The organism is Adhaeribacter soli (genome assembly GCF_008727925.1).
Lineage (GTDB): Bacteria > Bacteroidota > Bacteroidia > Cytophagales > Hymenobacteraceae > Adhaeribacter_A > Adhaeribacter_A soli.
Window position 1 is genome coordinate 13,195 of record NZ_VTWT01000001.1, and the last position, 15,049, is coordinate 28,243.

The 15,049-nt window shown below is 47.9% G+C and carries 12 protein-coding genes; 2 read left to right on the plus strand and 10 right to left on the minus strand.

The window, feature by feature from the left end:
* Nucleotides 1-196: 196 nt before the first annotated feature.
* The 9 genes from F0P94_RS00065 to allB form a co-directional block, all read right to left on the minus strand.
* A complete protein-coding gene (locus F0P94_RS00065) occupies nt 197-1,183 on the minus strand; it encodes a DPP IV N-terminal domain-containing protein (protein ID WP_150901660.1) in 987 nt (328 codons plus the stop codon).
* 571 nt (nt 1,184-1,754) lie between these two features.
* Nucleotides 1,755-3,281 (minus strand): NCS1 family nucleobase:cation symporter-1, encoded by a 1,527-nt coding sequence (locus F0P94_RS00070; protein WP_150901661.1) that lies wholly within the window; start codon nt 3,279-3,281, stop codon nt 1,755-1,757.
* Between the two features lie 331 nt (nt 3,282-3,612).
* Nucleotides 3,613-4,146: a hypothetical protein gene (locus F0P94_RS00075; protein ID WP_150901662.1), complete on the minus strand. Its 534-nt coding sequence runs from the start codon at nt 4,144-4,146 to the stop codon at nt 3,613-3,615.
* A gap of 137 nt (nt 4,147-4,283) precedes the next feature.
* Nucleotides 4,284-5,744: a DUF6986 family protein gene (locus F0P94_RS00080; RefSeq protein ID WP_150901663.1), complete on the minus strand. Its 1,461-nt coding sequence runs from the start codon at nt 5,742-5,744 to the stop codon at nt 4,284-4,286.
* Between the two features lie 333 nt (nt 5,745-6,077).
* Entirely contained in the window at nt 6,078-6,416 is a 339-nt protein-coding gene (uraH, locus tag F0P94_RS00085) for a hydroxyisourate hydrolase (RefSeq protein WP_150901664.1), read from the minus strand.
* On the minus strand, nt 6,413-6,919 hold the full coding sequence (gene uraD / locus F0P94_RS00090; RefSeq protein ID WP_150901665.1) for a 2-oxo-4-hydroxy-4-carboxy-5-ureidoimidazoline decarboxylase: 507 nt from the start codon (nt 6,917-6,919) through the stop codon (nt 6,413-6,415). The genes uraH and uraD overlap by 4 nt, the downstream gene beginning before the upstream one ends.
* Before the next feature lie 5 nt (nt 6,920-6,924).
* Nucleotides 6,925-7,671 (minus strand): (S)-ureidoglycine aminohydrolase, encoded by a 747-nt coding sequence (gene allE / locus F0P94_RS00095; protein WP_150901666.1) that lies wholly within the window; start codon nt 7,669-7,671, stop codon nt 6,925-6,927.
* A 292-nt stretch (nt 7,672-7,963) separates the two neighbouring features.
* Nucleotides 7,964-9,232, minus strand: a complete 1,269-nt coding sequence (locus F0P94_RS00100; protein WP_150901667.1) for an allantoate amidohydrolase — start codon at nt 9,230-9,232, stop codon at nt 7,964-7,966.
* A 75-nt stretch (nt 9,233-9,307) separates the two neighbouring features.
* Nucleotides 9,308-10,696, minus strand: a complete 1,389-nt coding sequence (allB, locus tag F0P94_RS00105) for an allantoinase AllB (protein ID WP_150901668.1) — start codon at nt 10,694-10,696, stop codon at nt 9,308-9,310.
* Between the two features lie 258 nt (nt 10,697-10,954).
* Here allB and F0P94_RS00110 point away from each other — a divergent pair, with 258 nt between their 5' ends.
* Complete coding sequence (locus F0P94_RS00110; RefSeq protein WP_225307061.1) at nt 10,955-12,367, plus strand: urate hydroxylase PuuD; 1,413 nt, start codon at nt 10,955-10,957, stop codon at nt 12,365-12,367.
* A 118-nt stretch (nt 12,368-12,485) separates the two neighbouring features.
* Nucleotides 12,486-12,938 (plus strand): hypothetical protein, encoded by a 453-nt coding sequence (locus tag F0P94_RS00115; RefSeq protein ID WP_150901669.1) that lies wholly within the window; start codon nt 12,486-12,488, stop codon nt 12,936-12,938.
* Nucleotides 12,939-13,005: 67 nt separating this feature from the next.
* Here F0P94_RS00115 and treZ read toward each other — a convergent pair whose 3' ends face one another.
* Nucleotides 13,006-14,865 carry a malto-oligosyltrehalose trehalohydrolase gene (treZ, locus tag F0P94_RS00120; protein ID WP_150901670.1) on the minus strand — a complete coding sequence of 620 codons (1,860 nt, stop codon included), beginning with the start codon at nt 14,863-14,865 and terminating at the stop codon, nt 13,006-13,008.
* Nucleotides 14,866-15,049 lie beyond the last annotated feature (184 nt).

A 15,049-nucleotide genomic window follows, 5' to 3' on the forward strand; every position in this document is an offset into this window, starting at 1 on the left:
GGCGCCGCACTTTATCTGGTAAACTGTCAGGTTATTTTTTAGAAAGTGGGATTAAAAATCCCGCGGTTCGGTTAAGACGGGATTATAAAACCCATCAAGCAAATTCTAAAAATTAACCTGACAGTGTACTAGGCTTACCGGTGAAATTGTAATTCCATATTTAAACAAATCAGAATAAAAGCATGGATCCCGCTCCTTACTTCCAGGATAAATTGCCCCGGCCGCCGCTAATGCGATAGCCGTCTTTGTCGCGTGGCCAGACTGCAGCCTCGTTGGTTAAAACAACCGGCTCACCTACCACAGAAGGAACAACGGCGATAGCTGTGTAATAAGAAATTTCAAACGTTTTATAGCTCCACACCGCAATATGCTTCCCGTCCGGCGACCAGACCGAAAAGCTTTCTTCGTTGTCGTTGTCCGATGCCGTAAGCTGTTTCATGTTCGTGCCATCCAGGTTTATGGTCCATAGGTGTTTATTCAGCACAAAAGCAACCCGTTTCCCGTCCGGACTAACCGAAGGCAGTAAAGGCGTAGGATTCGCAAGTGAAGGATTGATATTGGTAAGCGTAGCGGTATTGCCGGTAATGGTAGCAATGTGCAGGCCTGCCTTAGCCGAAGGCGTGCTCGGAGCATACCCATCCGAAGAGAAATCGCCGGCTACCACCAGCCGTCCGTCCGGCAGCCACACGGCATTGTACACGTCCGGAATACCGGCCACGTAATTCCCGTTCATATCAATAATAACCGTCCCTTTTTTCACCGGATAAGCCGAAGGGTTATAGACTTTCAGGTGAGTAAAAGCGATCTTCGTCCCGTCCGGCGATACCTGGGGCGCGTAAACGGCCGAGGTTTCGTTTGCATTGTAGATCACCCTTTTTTGCGTGCCGTTGGCATTGGTTATTTCCAGGCGTTCAAAGTATTCGGAAGTATGCAGGGTGGAGCCATCGGCCAGCCGGTGGGGCATGCGGCCGGCAAATAATTCCGGGTCGGCTTTGGTACTGAAGTTATACTCCCGCACCGAAGCAGACCAGTCGTGCAGCAGCTTCCCGGTCCATACGCCGGCTTGCTGACCCGGATCATCCGGGTTCTTTTTAGGGCTGTCTTCCTTGTCGCAGGAAGTAAAAGCCAGCGAACTGGTGAATACTAAAAAAAATAGGACGAGGGATTTAAATTTCAAGACCATAAAACAGGGTTTTAAAACGGTTAGAAAAATAAAACTTAAACTGAAACCGATCCGTTCGGTTGGACAATAGGTATAAATATAAGCCTCAAAGCCGGAAATTGTTTTGCGGGTTTGAGGGACTTTATTTTTCGTGTCTTTTCTGTTTCTTTTTAACTAATGCCTGTCTGGGTTTTGCCCGGAAGCAGAAGTGCCGCCATAGGCGAACAAAGGCTTTACGCAAAATCTGAAATTTCCGGCAAATTTTAAAGCTTCGGAGTTATTATTAAAATTGCAGAAGTAAATTCTGCCGGACAGTATTTATCTTCCCTGATCACTTTCATATCCCTGGTTTAGCTAACCTGTTCTTCAACATGTAGGTCATGGCTTTACCGAAATGTTGTTACCTGTCAGCTCATTTTCGTCGGTTATGTTTTTGTTGAAGAAAAAAAATGTAACTGTTCTGTAAGTATCGTTAATTAAAAGCAGGCTGCCGCCAAAATATATGAGTTAACCGGCCGGAAAAAGGTAGTATTAAACCATAAAAAAGTGCACCAGGTTTTCCCTGGCAGGCATGCTGAAAAAGTAGGATTGGTTAAACGGAAGGTTCCGGTAGAATTTCCGGGTTCAGCGTTTCGTTTGCCGCAACTGGCAGGTTCGACGCGCGCATCAGTATAAAATAAATTACGCCTGAAACCAGCAAACCTACAAACCAGGCATAATGGTACAGCTTAGAAACCCAGGGCCAGACCGCATCCTGCTCAATTGCCTGAATGGTGGTCAGGAAGCCGGGCACGTTGGGCAGAATGCCCAGCACCAAAGCAAGAATGGCTGCCTGGTTATAGCCGTTGCGGTACGTGTATCGTCCCCCGAATTGGTACAGGTCGTTTAATTCCAGCGTCTTCTTCCGGATGAAAAAATAATCGACGATCATAATGCCACCGATGGGCCCGAGCAGGCTGGAATACGCAATGAGCCAGGTAAAAATGTAGCCGTTCGGGTCCGCGATCAGTTTCCAGGGAAAAATGAAAATGCCGATGATACCGGTAATAAAGCCGCCTTTTTTGAAATCGATTTTAGCGGGGGCGAGGTTGGCAAAATCGTTGGCCGGGCTTACAATATTGGCGGCAATGTTGGTAGCTAAGGTAGAAATGGTAACAGCAATCATGGCAATGCTCACCAGGACTTTGCTTTCGAATTTACCGGCCAGCACCAGCGGGTCCCAGATCACGTTGCCGTAAATTATAACCGTTGCCGAAGTAACCACTACCCCGATAAAGGAAAAAATGGTCATGGAAGGTGGCAGCCCGATTATTTGACCGGTTACCTGGGCGCGCTGGCTTTGGGCATAACGGGTAAAGTCCGGAATATTCAGGCTAAGCGTGGCCCAGAACCCGACCATGCCGGTTAAAGCCGGAAAAAAATAATGCCAGAAATCAGCATTAGAGGTAAATTTAGATGGCTGCGCCAGAATTGGCCCTAAACCGTTGCCGGCAGAAATGGCCCAGAAAAGTAAGGCCAATGCCGCTGCTGGAAGGAAGAATGCTTTAAACACCAAAAGCTTTTTAATGCTTTCCACCCCACGGTAAACCACCGCCATATTCAGCAGCCAGAAGGCAATAAAGGTAATGGCCGGACCGGTTTCCAAACCAAAGGAAGCCGGAAAAACTTGTGGCAGATCAGCAACTCCCGGAACCCAGATCTTCAGCATTAAATACATGGCATAACCACCCAGCCAGGTCTGGATGCCGAACCAGCCGCAGGCCACAATTGCCCGGAGAATGGCCGGAATATTGGCGCCTTTCAACCCAAAACTTGCCCTGGCCAGAACCGGAAACGGAATGCCGTATTTCGCACCGGCATGGCCGTTCAGCACCATGGGGACCAGCACAATGGTGTTGCCCAGAAAAATGGTAAGAATAGCCTGCCACCAGTTCATGCCCCCTTCAATAAGCGAGCTGGCCAGCATATAGGTAGGAATGCACAAACTCATACTGATCCAGAGGGCGGCATAATTCCATGTATTCCAGGTGCGGTTTTCCGGCGCTACCGGCGCCAGGTCTTCGCTGTAAAGCGAGGTGTTCGCCTGCACTTTTTCCGGGTTATCGGTTAGCGTTTTCATGGGTTTGGTTTTTGATGGTTACTGTAATCCTGTTCGCCTTTGAAGGAAAAGCTTGTTTCATTCTTACTAAAATCTCCTTGGCCTGTGTCGCACAGGCCAAAGCACTGAAGGTAAAAATTAGCCTACTTTCAAATAATCAGCAGTAGCATTTTTTGAGGCTGTCGCCTCACTGAAGTTGAAAACTTCAGGCTGTTTGTAGGTTCAAGTTACCGCTTCGCTCAAACTTGAACCAGCATTTTTAATAATGAAATGGCCTTGCCTCCAAAGGGGGACTAAGTTGCTGTACTTTGTAGAGGTACGAATTAAGGTACTTTAGGTATGGTTAGCAAGGTTATTTTCCTTGCAGTTTTTCAATTGTAGGATAATCTAAATAAGCAAAAGTTAACCGCCACCGATTACTTATTTTATTGAATTCAAGATTGCCAATCCTTGCCCAATTCTCTTGTATTGTTTCAGGTTCTAATGTTTGAGTCTTTTTTATTTGTTCAAAGAAGGAAGTAGGTTTAGTGTCTCCTGGTAAATAATTCTCTTCCTTCAAATAAGCTGATAATAATTGGGGAAAGTACTTTTTGTGATATTTAACTATTGGGTCGCCATCAAAAGGTCCTCGGGTTTCTAAGGGAAACTGAGTTAAGGCCATAATTTTTGCTGTATCATTTTCGATTATTGCCTGTCTGAATGATTTCCAATACAAAGTAAAATCAGTATGGGATGTATCCTCCAATATTTTATGTTTTACTGCTGTGGTTGCTTGAACTGAAGATTTTTTAACAACCTCACGAGGATTATTTTGTGTTTCTGATTCCTTTGTTCCACAGGAAGAAATTCCGATTAGACTTATCAATAATAAGAGGGATATTTTCATTTTTGCTAACTATCATAATAACAAACAGGAAGCCGCAGTTTTGAAAAATCAAGGAGTAAATCTTGAATTTTGAATACAAAATGCGGCTTCCTGGTTGGTTAGAGACAAATTAAAGAAAACTTCTGCTTCCGGAAAACTCAGGAAGCAACCATCTGCTCTTTGGAGGAAACGCCTTTTCTCCGGTTTTCCAGAATACGGAAAAAAGACCGGCTCCGGATTTCTTCCAGCGTAAGGCCGGTTGCCAAAGCTTCTTCTTCGGAAATGGCGCCGCAATTCATGGCTTTCAGGAAGAAATTAAGCAAGCCCTGGCCGGTGGCGGCATCGTCGAAAACGTCTTTGGTGAGGGTGGAAATGGCGGCGCGTGCTACAAAGGTTTTCAGGCGGAAAACGGCATCTTCGTAGCTGCTGAGGAAAAAGTTGTAGGTAGCGGCATAGCGCATCGGCAACTGGGCAGGATTCAGATCCCAGCCCTGGTAGAGGCCGTTGATGAGCGAATGCATGGTGTGCCCGAAGCCGATCTGCCAGGCATTGTGCACGGATTCGCGGTTTTCTTTTTCCTGCTCAAAGCTCAGGTTTTCGCCGCGGTGCGGACCAATGGGCATGATGTTGGTGGCGCCGTCGGATAGGAAAATGCCGGTACCGCCGAGGGCTACTTTGGTCATGTGGTGGGCGAAATCGCAGACGGGGTGCGCCATAGTCTGGTATTTGGCCGTAATACCGGCAGAGGCGGTGTAATCGTAGGTGCCGAAGTGCGCGGCAATGCAGCGGCCTTCGCTGGCTTTTATAATGCGCATGAGCGGGTTGCGGCCTTCGTCGTCCATGATGATCTGAGTGGCTTCGACCATGGTTTCCATTTTCAGGGTTCCCGGTTTCAGGTTGTTTTCCCGTTCCAGAATTTCGAAGAAGCGTACCATGGCCGTCATTTGCTCGGGTATAGTTACTTTGGGCAGCATTACCACGAAGTTTTCCGGTAGTTTTCCGCCGGTTTCTTCCAGCAGGTTGGTCAGGAAAATATCGAGGGTGCGGATGCCGCGGTGCTTCAAGTCTTCGGTAAAGGGTTTGATGCGGATGCCGATGAAGGGGGAAATGGTGCCGTTTTTCATGCCGGCGGCTAATTCCCGGGCGGCCTGCACGGCAGTGGCATCTTCTTCGTCGTCGGGGCGATTGCCGAAACCATCTTCAAAATCGATCCGGAAATCTTCCACAGCTTCGGTCTGAAGCTTTTTAACGACTTTGTTGTAAACCGAATACGAAAGCCAGGCCGCTTCTTTTTTACGTTCTTCCTCCGTTTGGTCTCCCAGCTTTTCGGTCAGGGCTTTGATGTCTTTTTCGAGGTGGGGCAGGTGCTCGTAGCCTTGCAATTTCAGCACGTTGGCCAGTTCTACGAAATTTGGGGCATAGGTCTGCAGGCTGCGCAAAGCAATATCACCCATTTTCTGACAGGTGTCGGACTTGAACAAATTTGCGCCGCCGTAAACCGTGTGTACCGGTTGCCGGTCGGGCCGGTCGCCGGGGTAGGTTTGCTGGAATTTACGATTGGCAAGGCCGAGGGTATTCAGGAGTTGCTCTTTTTCGGTGTTGTTTATGCTGAGTTTCATAGGGGCTGAATTTTTAAGTTGTTGCGTTTTTGCTGGGTTTGACCCCGCCTAAATCCTCCCCTAAAAACAGGGGAGGACTTGAGTTACTTTATCTGGAGGTTAAGTAAGTTGGTGGACAAATTTAGTTTGCACATTCATCCCTGTTACTTTTCTGTCATTCTGGAAGAATCTTGTGAATTCTAAGCATTGAACCATAAATTTTTTACAAAATGACAATTGTAGTAGTTTGAATCAATTTGATCCCTTACTTAAATCCTTTATTTATAAGCTTATTTTAAAACTTTAAGTACTTCTGGTTCTTTAGGAAGACTCATAGAATTCACCTGAATTCATTTAAGAACCGCGGTAAGTGGAATAGCCAAACGGATTTAGCAGTAACGGAATGTGGTAGTGTTCCTGGCCGGTGATGTCGAAAATGATTTCGATGTAGGGATAGAAGGTGGCGGTATTTTGCGCGTCGAAGTAGGGTTTGGTTTCGAAGCGCATTTTGTAGATGCCGGTGGCAAGCTCCGTTTGGTTATCGAGCAGATCGGGAATGCGGCCGTCCTGGTTCGTTTTTCCTTCGGCCAGCTCCACCCATTCGGTGTGGCGGTAATGCGATAAAATGATGGTAACACCCACAGCGGGTTTGCCTTTGGTGGTGTCGAGGATGTGGGTTGTGATCTGGCTCATGCTGCTAAAAGTTTTTCTAACCGGATTCTGGTGATCTTGTTTTGTTCGCCCATCGCAATTTTCATTTCCAGGTCAGGCGGATTTTGCAAACGGGCCCGGAGCGAATCGAGCATTTCTTCGGCCGATTTACCCGTAGCACAAATGATGAAGATGTAGCCGAATTTCTGTTCGTAAAAATGGTTGGCTTCGGCCAGTTCGTTTAAAACTATTTCGGAAGTATGATTTACCCCCGCCTGTTCGCCGGATGCCCATTGCGCGGTGGAGGCAAATTTTTCCCTTAACGCATTCGTATCGCCAATTTTAGGGTGGTGACTGAACGCTTCGAGCCAGTCCCGTTCTTCCAGGTCGTACCAGATCTGCTCGGCTTCGTTGAACAGCTGGTCTTCTTTTGGAAAAGGGAAAAGCACGCTTAGTCTTTCCACCCATTTCGAAGAGCCGCAACACATAAAAAGCGCTTCTTTTAGTGCCTGGTTATCCAGGGCATTCAGGTCCTGTAATGCCATGCGGGTCAGATTATGGTCGGAAACCGGTTAACGTTCTTGTAGTAAATGTACACGGCGGGTTCTTTGCCCATAGCCGTAAACCACTGCTGACAGTAAGGCGCCATCCAGATAGAATCGCCTTTTTTTACCGGGTACCAGCATTGGTCGAGCATGTAAACGCCCTGGCCCTGCAAATAAAGCAGGCCGTGCTCCATGATGTGGGTTTCTACCATGGGCAAATGGCCGCCGGACTGGTAGGTGAAAATGTTAACCGCCATATCCCAGGAATTGTTGTTGGGCAGCAATTCCTGAATACGAAGCGCTTCATCGTTCATATAAACCGGGGCTTTGGAATCGTCTTTTTCGCCGAAAGTAACTTCTGGTACGTCGAAGCCTTCCAGCATTTCATAAACTTTGTGAAAAGTAAGGATCCGGGTGCCGGTTTCTATGTTGGTAAAGCTGTAATCATTTTCGATGGGCACGTATACGAACTGGCCGGTTTTTAAGGCCTTTTCGGTACCGTTTACCGTTGCCGTGCAGCTGCCTTCCACCACGTAGAAAAAGATTTGGGAAGCCTGAGTTCTGCCTTTTATGGTGCAGTCCTGGTTGGCGGTGATCAGGGTCTGGCAAAGGCCGGCACCCATGTCTTCGTTGATGATCACGTTTACCGTGCAGTTGCTCCAGCCGGGCACGTTGCTGTTGATGTAGCCGTCCGGCGCGATAATGGCGTGGTTGTGTTTTACTACGGAGCGGGTTAATGCGGGTATTTCCATTCGTTTTATTTGTATTTGGTAGTTGTTTTACTTTTTTGTCGTCCTTGAGCTAAAGCGAAGGGGCTCATTTGCTTTGAGCAGTTTTTCTGTTCTAAATGGTATTGTTTTTTATGGCTGACTTTATTAGTTCCTTTGGCTTCGCTTGGGATGACTGTCTAAATTGTTTCCAGATTCCATTCCGTTGACAGGACCACCCCCAACCCCTCCTTGAATAAAGGAGGGGAGCTTAAAAAAGCGATCCTAAATTCTGTTAATTCTTAAATTCTGTAAATTCTGCTTCAGACAAACTTGGCTACGGCACGCCAATATGTTGTTGCTGCAGTTGTTCCTGAAGGAGTTTGTGCAGGAAGTTTTCGGAAACCCGGAGGGCGGCGGCAATGTCTTTGGGTTCGGCATTTTCCAGCGGGTTGTGGCTGATGCCTTCGTAGCAGCGCACGAAAAGCATGGAAACCGGTGCAACTTTGGAAATGGGAACCGCATCGTGTCCGGCACCGCTTACCAGTTTTGTTTCCGCATAACCTGCTTCAGTAATGGCTTCGGAGAGTAAGTCGTTTAATTTAGGATTGCAGGTTACTGGTTCGGTTTGCTGTACCAGCTCCCAGCTTAGTTCCAGATTGCGGATTCGGCAAAGTTCTTCAGCCAGGGTTCTCAGGTCTTTTTCGGCAATTTTTAAGGTTGTTTCGTTTGCGCTCCGGATATCTAAGGTAAAATTTACAACTCCGGGTATTACGTTGCTCGCCTGGTTTGGTATTGCTAATTTACCTACCGTGGCTACCAGACTTTCTTTATGCTTCCGGGCATATTCTTCCGTTTTCAGAATGAAATCTGAAGCGCCGCAAAGGGCATCGCGACGCATAGGCATGGGTACGGTTCCGGCGTGACCGGCCATTCCTTTTAAGGTGATTTCGATACGGTTTTGCCCGGAAATGGAAGTTACAATGGCCACCGGAATATTCAGTTCGTAAAGCACCGGTCCCTGCTCGATGTGCACTTCAAAATAACCAACCCATACTTCCGACGGAATCGCATCGTGTTTGAGTTTTTCCGGGTCTCCGCCTAGCGTTTTTATGGCTTCGTTTAATGTAATTCCGGCCGCATCTTTTTTAGTTAAAGCAGTTTCTTCGAATGAACCGGCGACTACTTTACTTCCTAAGTAGGTTGTATGGAAACGCACGCCTTCTTCGTCGGAAAACGCGATGAGTTCGAGATTAAAAGGGAGTTCGGGTTTAATTGTTGACAGATTTTCCAGCAGATCGAGCCCTAGCAGAACGCCTAACGGTCCATCGAACTTACCGGCATTTTGTACAGTATCGATGTGCGAACCAATCACGAACGTTCTTTTGGAATGGGGCGCCGGTTCGAGCCGGCCGCGCACGTTGCCGATGTTGTCGGTGCGAGTTTGCAGGCCGGCGGCTTCCATCCATTCCTTTACCAGTTGGCTGCCTTTCATAAATGCTTCGGAACCGAACGTGCGGGAAATCTGCCCGGGCTCTTCGGTAATGGCGGCCAGTTGGTTCAGGCGCGAAAGAATTTTTTCGGTTCGTTGTAAATATTCCTGCATATCAGTTTCTTAAGTAAAAAGACATCGGTATCTGGATATTAGTATCTGGACTAAAAGTCTGCAAGTTTTTGTAATTCAGTTTATTGTGTAAACAGTATTTCCTTTCAAGCTATGCCTTTGATTTATATTGTCATTTAAAAGAATTTCACCCTGGTTTAACTGCATAAAATTGCCTTGGTCATATACCTTTTTCCCGGCGAGGTAAGTTTGCTCCACTACGCCGCTTAGTTCCAAGCCGTTGTAAGGCGAAGTTTTATGCCGGTGGTGGGTATTGGCTTCCAAAACGGTAAAAGCTTTTTCCGGATGAAGTACCAGCAGGTCAGCATCGTAGCCTTTGGCAATCTTCCCTTTCCGGTGTTGCAGCCCCGCCAGTTTTGCCGGATTTTCGGAAAGCCATTTTGCCAGGTCGGCCGGGTTAAAGCCTCGCTTTTTTGCAGCAGTCCAGAGGGCCGGAAAAGCGTATTGCAACGAGGCGATGCCACCCCAGGCCGTGGTAAAATCCCCGGTCCGGATTTGCTTTAAATCAGGTGGCGCGGGCGAATGGTCGGTGGCTAAAAAATCGATAATGCCTGATTTTAGAGCTTCCCAAAGCTGTTCGTTATTTTCCTTTTCCCGAATGGGAGGCGCACATTTAAATTGGGTTTGACCATCCGGAATTTCTTCGGCGTTGAAAAATAAATAATGCTGACCGGTTTCTACAGTAAGCGGCAAACCTTTGGTTTTCGCTTCGGCAATTTGATATAATGCTTCGGCCGAAGACAAATGCACGATGTGCGTGCGGCAGTTAAATTCTTCGCAAAGCCGGATCATCAGGGTAATGGCTTCGTTTTCCCAGGCTTTCGGCCGCGAGGCAAGATAATTCCGGTACGAGCGTTTATCGTTTTTTTTCCAATCTTCCGAATTCACGCTTAATTCACAATGCACCAGTAAAGGAAGATCGTAGCGGGCCAGAACGGGCATTACTTTTCGCAAGTCCGCTTCAGTGGCGTTCGGAAAATCGTCGATGCCGGAGTGGGTAAGGAAAGCTTTAAACCCCAGAATTCCGTTATGAATCAGCGGCTCGATCTCAGACCCGTTGCCTGGAACTATGCCGCCCCAGAAGCCGCAATTGGTATGCAGTTTCTTTTCGGCAGCCCTGAGTTTTTGCTTCAAATTTTCTACCGTTGTGGTTACCGGCGAGGCGTTCAGCGGCATATCTACGAGCGTGGTAATTCCGCCGGCGAGCGCGGCTTTAGTCGCGGTATCGAAGCCTTCCCAATCGGTGCGGCCGGGTTCGTTTATGTGCACGTGCGGATCGATCACCCCCGGAAACAAATAATTGTCTTCCAGGTTTACTATTTCGCACGAAACTTCCGTGTGCAGCGGCGCCAGATCCGTGATCCGGCCGTCCTTCAGGAGCACCAAGGCTTCTGCAATGCCATCAGGGGTAACCGTGTATTTGCTTTTCAGGGCCAGGTCGAACATGGGTTTGCGCCGTTATAGTCTGCAGGAATAAATTTTTATAAATATATTATTTAAAATATAACTTGTATAATAAATTTCTATATTTAGCAAAATATAAACGGTAAAACCGCTTCCGGCTCCGGTAACCGGCTGCTACCTGATGGCTGTTGAGAGTACAAAGACAGCCGGAGGAAATACCATCGAACACAAGCTTACAAGTCCTTTTTAGTTTTCAGGAAGAATTTTTATCTGTTTTCAAAACATTTAAACAATACGCTTATGCTGCCGTCGCTGGTACTTTTTATTGCGCTGCTGGTACTGTTCTTATTGCTCGGAGTGATTTACGGATTGAAGCATTATGCCCGATCGGATGAAGACGGTGTAGCTTTGGGAAACAGCGGGTTTACGGTGGAAGGCGTGGCGTATGCTTTAATTGTGTTGGCTTCGCTTTATGTGGTAGGCGTGGGCTACTTTTTTGTGCGCGGCACCGCCCTGGAAGGGCACCTGCTGGAGTGGCTCAACATCGTGGTGCGGCTCATGCACATTACGTTCGGTATTGCCTGGATCGGGGCTTCTTTTTACTTTGTTTTCCTGGAAAATGCCCTGAACCGGACCGACAACGTGCGGGAAGAACTGGCCGGGAATTTATGGGCGGTGCACGGCGGCGGTTTTTATTACCTCGAAAAATATAAGGTTGCGCCAAAGGAAATCCCGAAAGCCCTGCACTGGTTCAAGTACGAAGCTTATTTTACCTGGCTTTCCGGCTTTAGTTTGCTTTTTGTGGTCTATTACTTCAATGCGCGGGCCATGCTCATCGACCCCGCCGTATTGAACCTCAGTTCTTTAGCAGCAGTGAGTTTGGGTGTTGGTTCTTTGATCTTAGCCTGGCTTATTTACCACTTCCTGTGCAAAACCGAACTGGTGAAAAGAGGGCTCTGGTTTGCGTTGATCGGGTTTGTAATTGCCGTAGGATTTGCCTGGTTTTATTGCCAGGTTTTCAGCAGCCGGGCCGCCTTCATTCACTTCGGGGCCATGCTCGGAACGCTGATGGCGGGCAACGTTTTCTTTATTATAATTCCGGCGCAAAAGGCGATGGTGCAGGCGGCAAAAGAAGGGCAGCCGGTTAATCCAGTCTTAGGGAAAAATGCTTTGTTTCGGTCCTTGCACAACAATTACTTTACTTTGCCGGTGCTGTTCGTAATGGTAAGCAATCATTTCCCGAGCACGTTTGGCAATAGTTATCCCTGGGCAGTTCTGGCGGCTATTTCATTGGGTACAGCAGGAATCAAGCACTGGCTCAACCTCCGGGAAAAGAAACAGGCTACGGGGTGGGTAATGCCGGCTTCGGTGGTGCTGTTGCTGGCGGTGGCTTTTTATTCGGCACCGGAAACCAAAACAGCAAGCGCTGCTACCTGCACCCAACAAATTGAAATGAGTCAGGTCAACAAGATCGTGCAGCAGCGTTGCGTTTCCTGCCATTCCGGTAACCCCACCGACGATGTGTTCAAATCGGCCCCGAACGGCGTGAAGTTCGATTCGCCGGAAGCAGTAGCGAATATGCGGGATAAGATCATGCAACGGGTAGTAGTAACGAAGACCATGCCTCAGAACAATAAAACCGGCATGACCCAGGAAGAGCGCGACCTGATCCGCTGCTGGATCGAGCAGGGGGGCGGGAAACATGGAAGCTAAACCGTAGCGTTTTAGGGCAAAAAGCTATTGGACAGAACAATCAGCCTTGAAATTTCTGAAAGGTGGTTAAGTTTTTTCGGTTAAGGTAACGTAACAGGTAATATAAAATGGTGCTGGTATGGCTACAAAAGAACTCAGCATAAAAAACAAGTTTCAATTAGTTAAGAAGCTGAAAAACCGGATCGGGGTTATTCGCGTGCTTGTGGGTTTATTGACCTTCGGGCTTGGCATCACCTTTCTGGCTTTCCGGAATGGGTGGGTAGCCGTAGATTTTCCGGTTTACCTAGGTTTGTTAACTGCAGTAATTTTGGTTGCGGTAATGGTTTATGGCTATCAGATCTACATGGTCCGCCAGGCAATTCTTACGTCTAAGAAAACGGTAATTACCGGTCGTATTCAGAAAAAAAGCATGCAATGCAATGAGTACAGTACCGAGTATATTTTTCAGGTGGAAGGAAGGCCTTATGATGTAAAGTCCAGGCACTTCGATGCTTTTCAGGAAGGAGAAGAAATAAGGATCGAAATGATGGAGCCAGGTAAAGAATTGCTGAAAGTAAAACGCATGAAATGAGCTCCTGCCTGAAGAAAATATCCTTAAGTAATTAACCATCATTCACTTCCTGCGATCTTATATCATTTCATTCTCCTTTCGTGCTTTCTAAACTTTCGTAAACGGTAACCGATAGGAGCGGCAGCTGCACATTTGTTCCGGCTTTGGCAGCGTCAGGCAAGAGCTTTGCCACCAAGTCTTTCGTTTCGAGCCATTTTCCTTCTTTCGAATCCACGATCTTCTGCCATTTCTCCGACCAGGCAGGGAAGGTGTAGGAAATTACTTCTTCGGTTAAATTAAATAAGCAAAGCAGGTGCTTCTGTCCGCCTACGGCCTGCCGGTGTAATTCAAAGCCGGCCTGGCCCAGGAGGTTGACGCGTACGTCGTTTTTGCAGAAATTATGCAGTACCGGGTGGGTTTTTCGCAAGCTTATCAGGTGCTGATGCCAGTGCAGCATTACGTTGTGTTTGCCGGTTTTTCGTTTTTCCCAATTCAGCTTGCAGCGGTTAAATGTTTCCGGAGCCTGGGCATCGGGCGGACCTTCGTTAAAGCCGAAAGCGGCGAACTCTTTCTGGCGGCCCTGGCGTACAGCTTCTATTAATTTTTTATCCGAATGACTTACGAAATAAAAGAACGGCGCTTCTTCGGCGTATTCTTCGCCCATAAAAAGCATGGGAACGTAGGGGGCCAACAGGATGGCGGCAGCGGCAATTTTCAGCCTCTCGAAATCTACCAGTAAGCTGAGGCGTTCGCCTTTTACGCGGTTGCCGACCTGGTCGTGGTTCTGGTTGAAGACGATGAATTTTTCGCCCGGAACTCCGGCTGAGGAGACGCCGTGCCGCCGTTTCCGGAATTTTACGTATTCACCGCTGTGCACAAACCCGTCGGTATAGGCTTTGGCTACCTGCTCTAACTGGCCATAATCGTAATAGCGTTCCCGGCCTTTTTCATCGAGCATTACATATAAAGCATGGTTGAAATCGTCGAGCCATTGAGCATCGAATCCGAAACCACCGGCTTCCGGATGCTTGATTACTTTGGGGCTGTTAAAATCGCATTCGGCGGTAAGGTGCAGCGGGCGGCCCAGTTTTTCTTCCAGGGTTTTTACCCGGCTGCTCAGCACTTCCCAGATATGCACCGCACCCAGATCAAACGCCATGTGAATGGCATCGAGCCGGAGGCCGTCGAGGTGATAAGTTTCAAACCAGTAGAGGGCGTTGTTTATGAAATATTCCCGCACTTCATCCGACCATTCCCCGTCAAAATTGAAGGCTTTCCCCCAAGGAGTGGTGTATTTATCGGTAAAGTAGGGGCCGAACTTTTCGAAGTAATTTCCTTCCGGGCCCAGATGGTTATAAACTACGTCCAGAAAAACGGCGATTCCGTGGGCGTGACATGCATTTACCAGCTCTTTTAATTTTTCCGGACCGCCGTAAGATTCGTGAACGGAATAAGGGTAAACCCCGTCGTAACCCCAGTTGCGGCTGCCGGGAAACTGGTTAACGGGCATCAGTTCCAGAGCATTAATTCCGGTATCGGTCAATTCTTTGAGGCGGGGAATAATGGCTTCGAAGGTGCCTTCGGGAGTGAAAGTACCTACATGCAATTCGTAGAGAATCAGTTCTTTTAAGGGCGGTGATTTCCAGGTCTGGTCCTGCCAAGGAAAGGCGCTGTGGTCTACCACTTCGGAGGGGCCGTGTACGCCTTCGGGCTGAAAATAAGAAGCCGGGTCGGGATATTTTTCTTCGCCCTCGGGCATAAAGAAATAGCGGGCTCTGCGAGAAATATTATCTTCAGTGAGCGTGAAATAACCTTCCGGCGCCGGCTGCATGGCTATTTTTCGGTTTTCGGGTGCAACCAGTTGCAGGAACATTTTTTTCTTTTCCGGCGCCCAAACGCTGAATGTACACCTGCCGTTGCCCAGGTAAGTTGCTCCGATCCTCTTCATTTTCCATCTCAGACTAAAAATTGAATTCTTCGGAAGATTCAGAGCAGTTTAAAGAATAAGTTTGAGAGCCTACCCCGAGATTGCAGAGCGGGCATGCAGGTAATGACCGTATTAGGCAAAAGCTACCGCTGAAAGGTAAATGCCCATGTAGCACCCAAGCGTAAACCCTTCCAGTAGCGGGGGT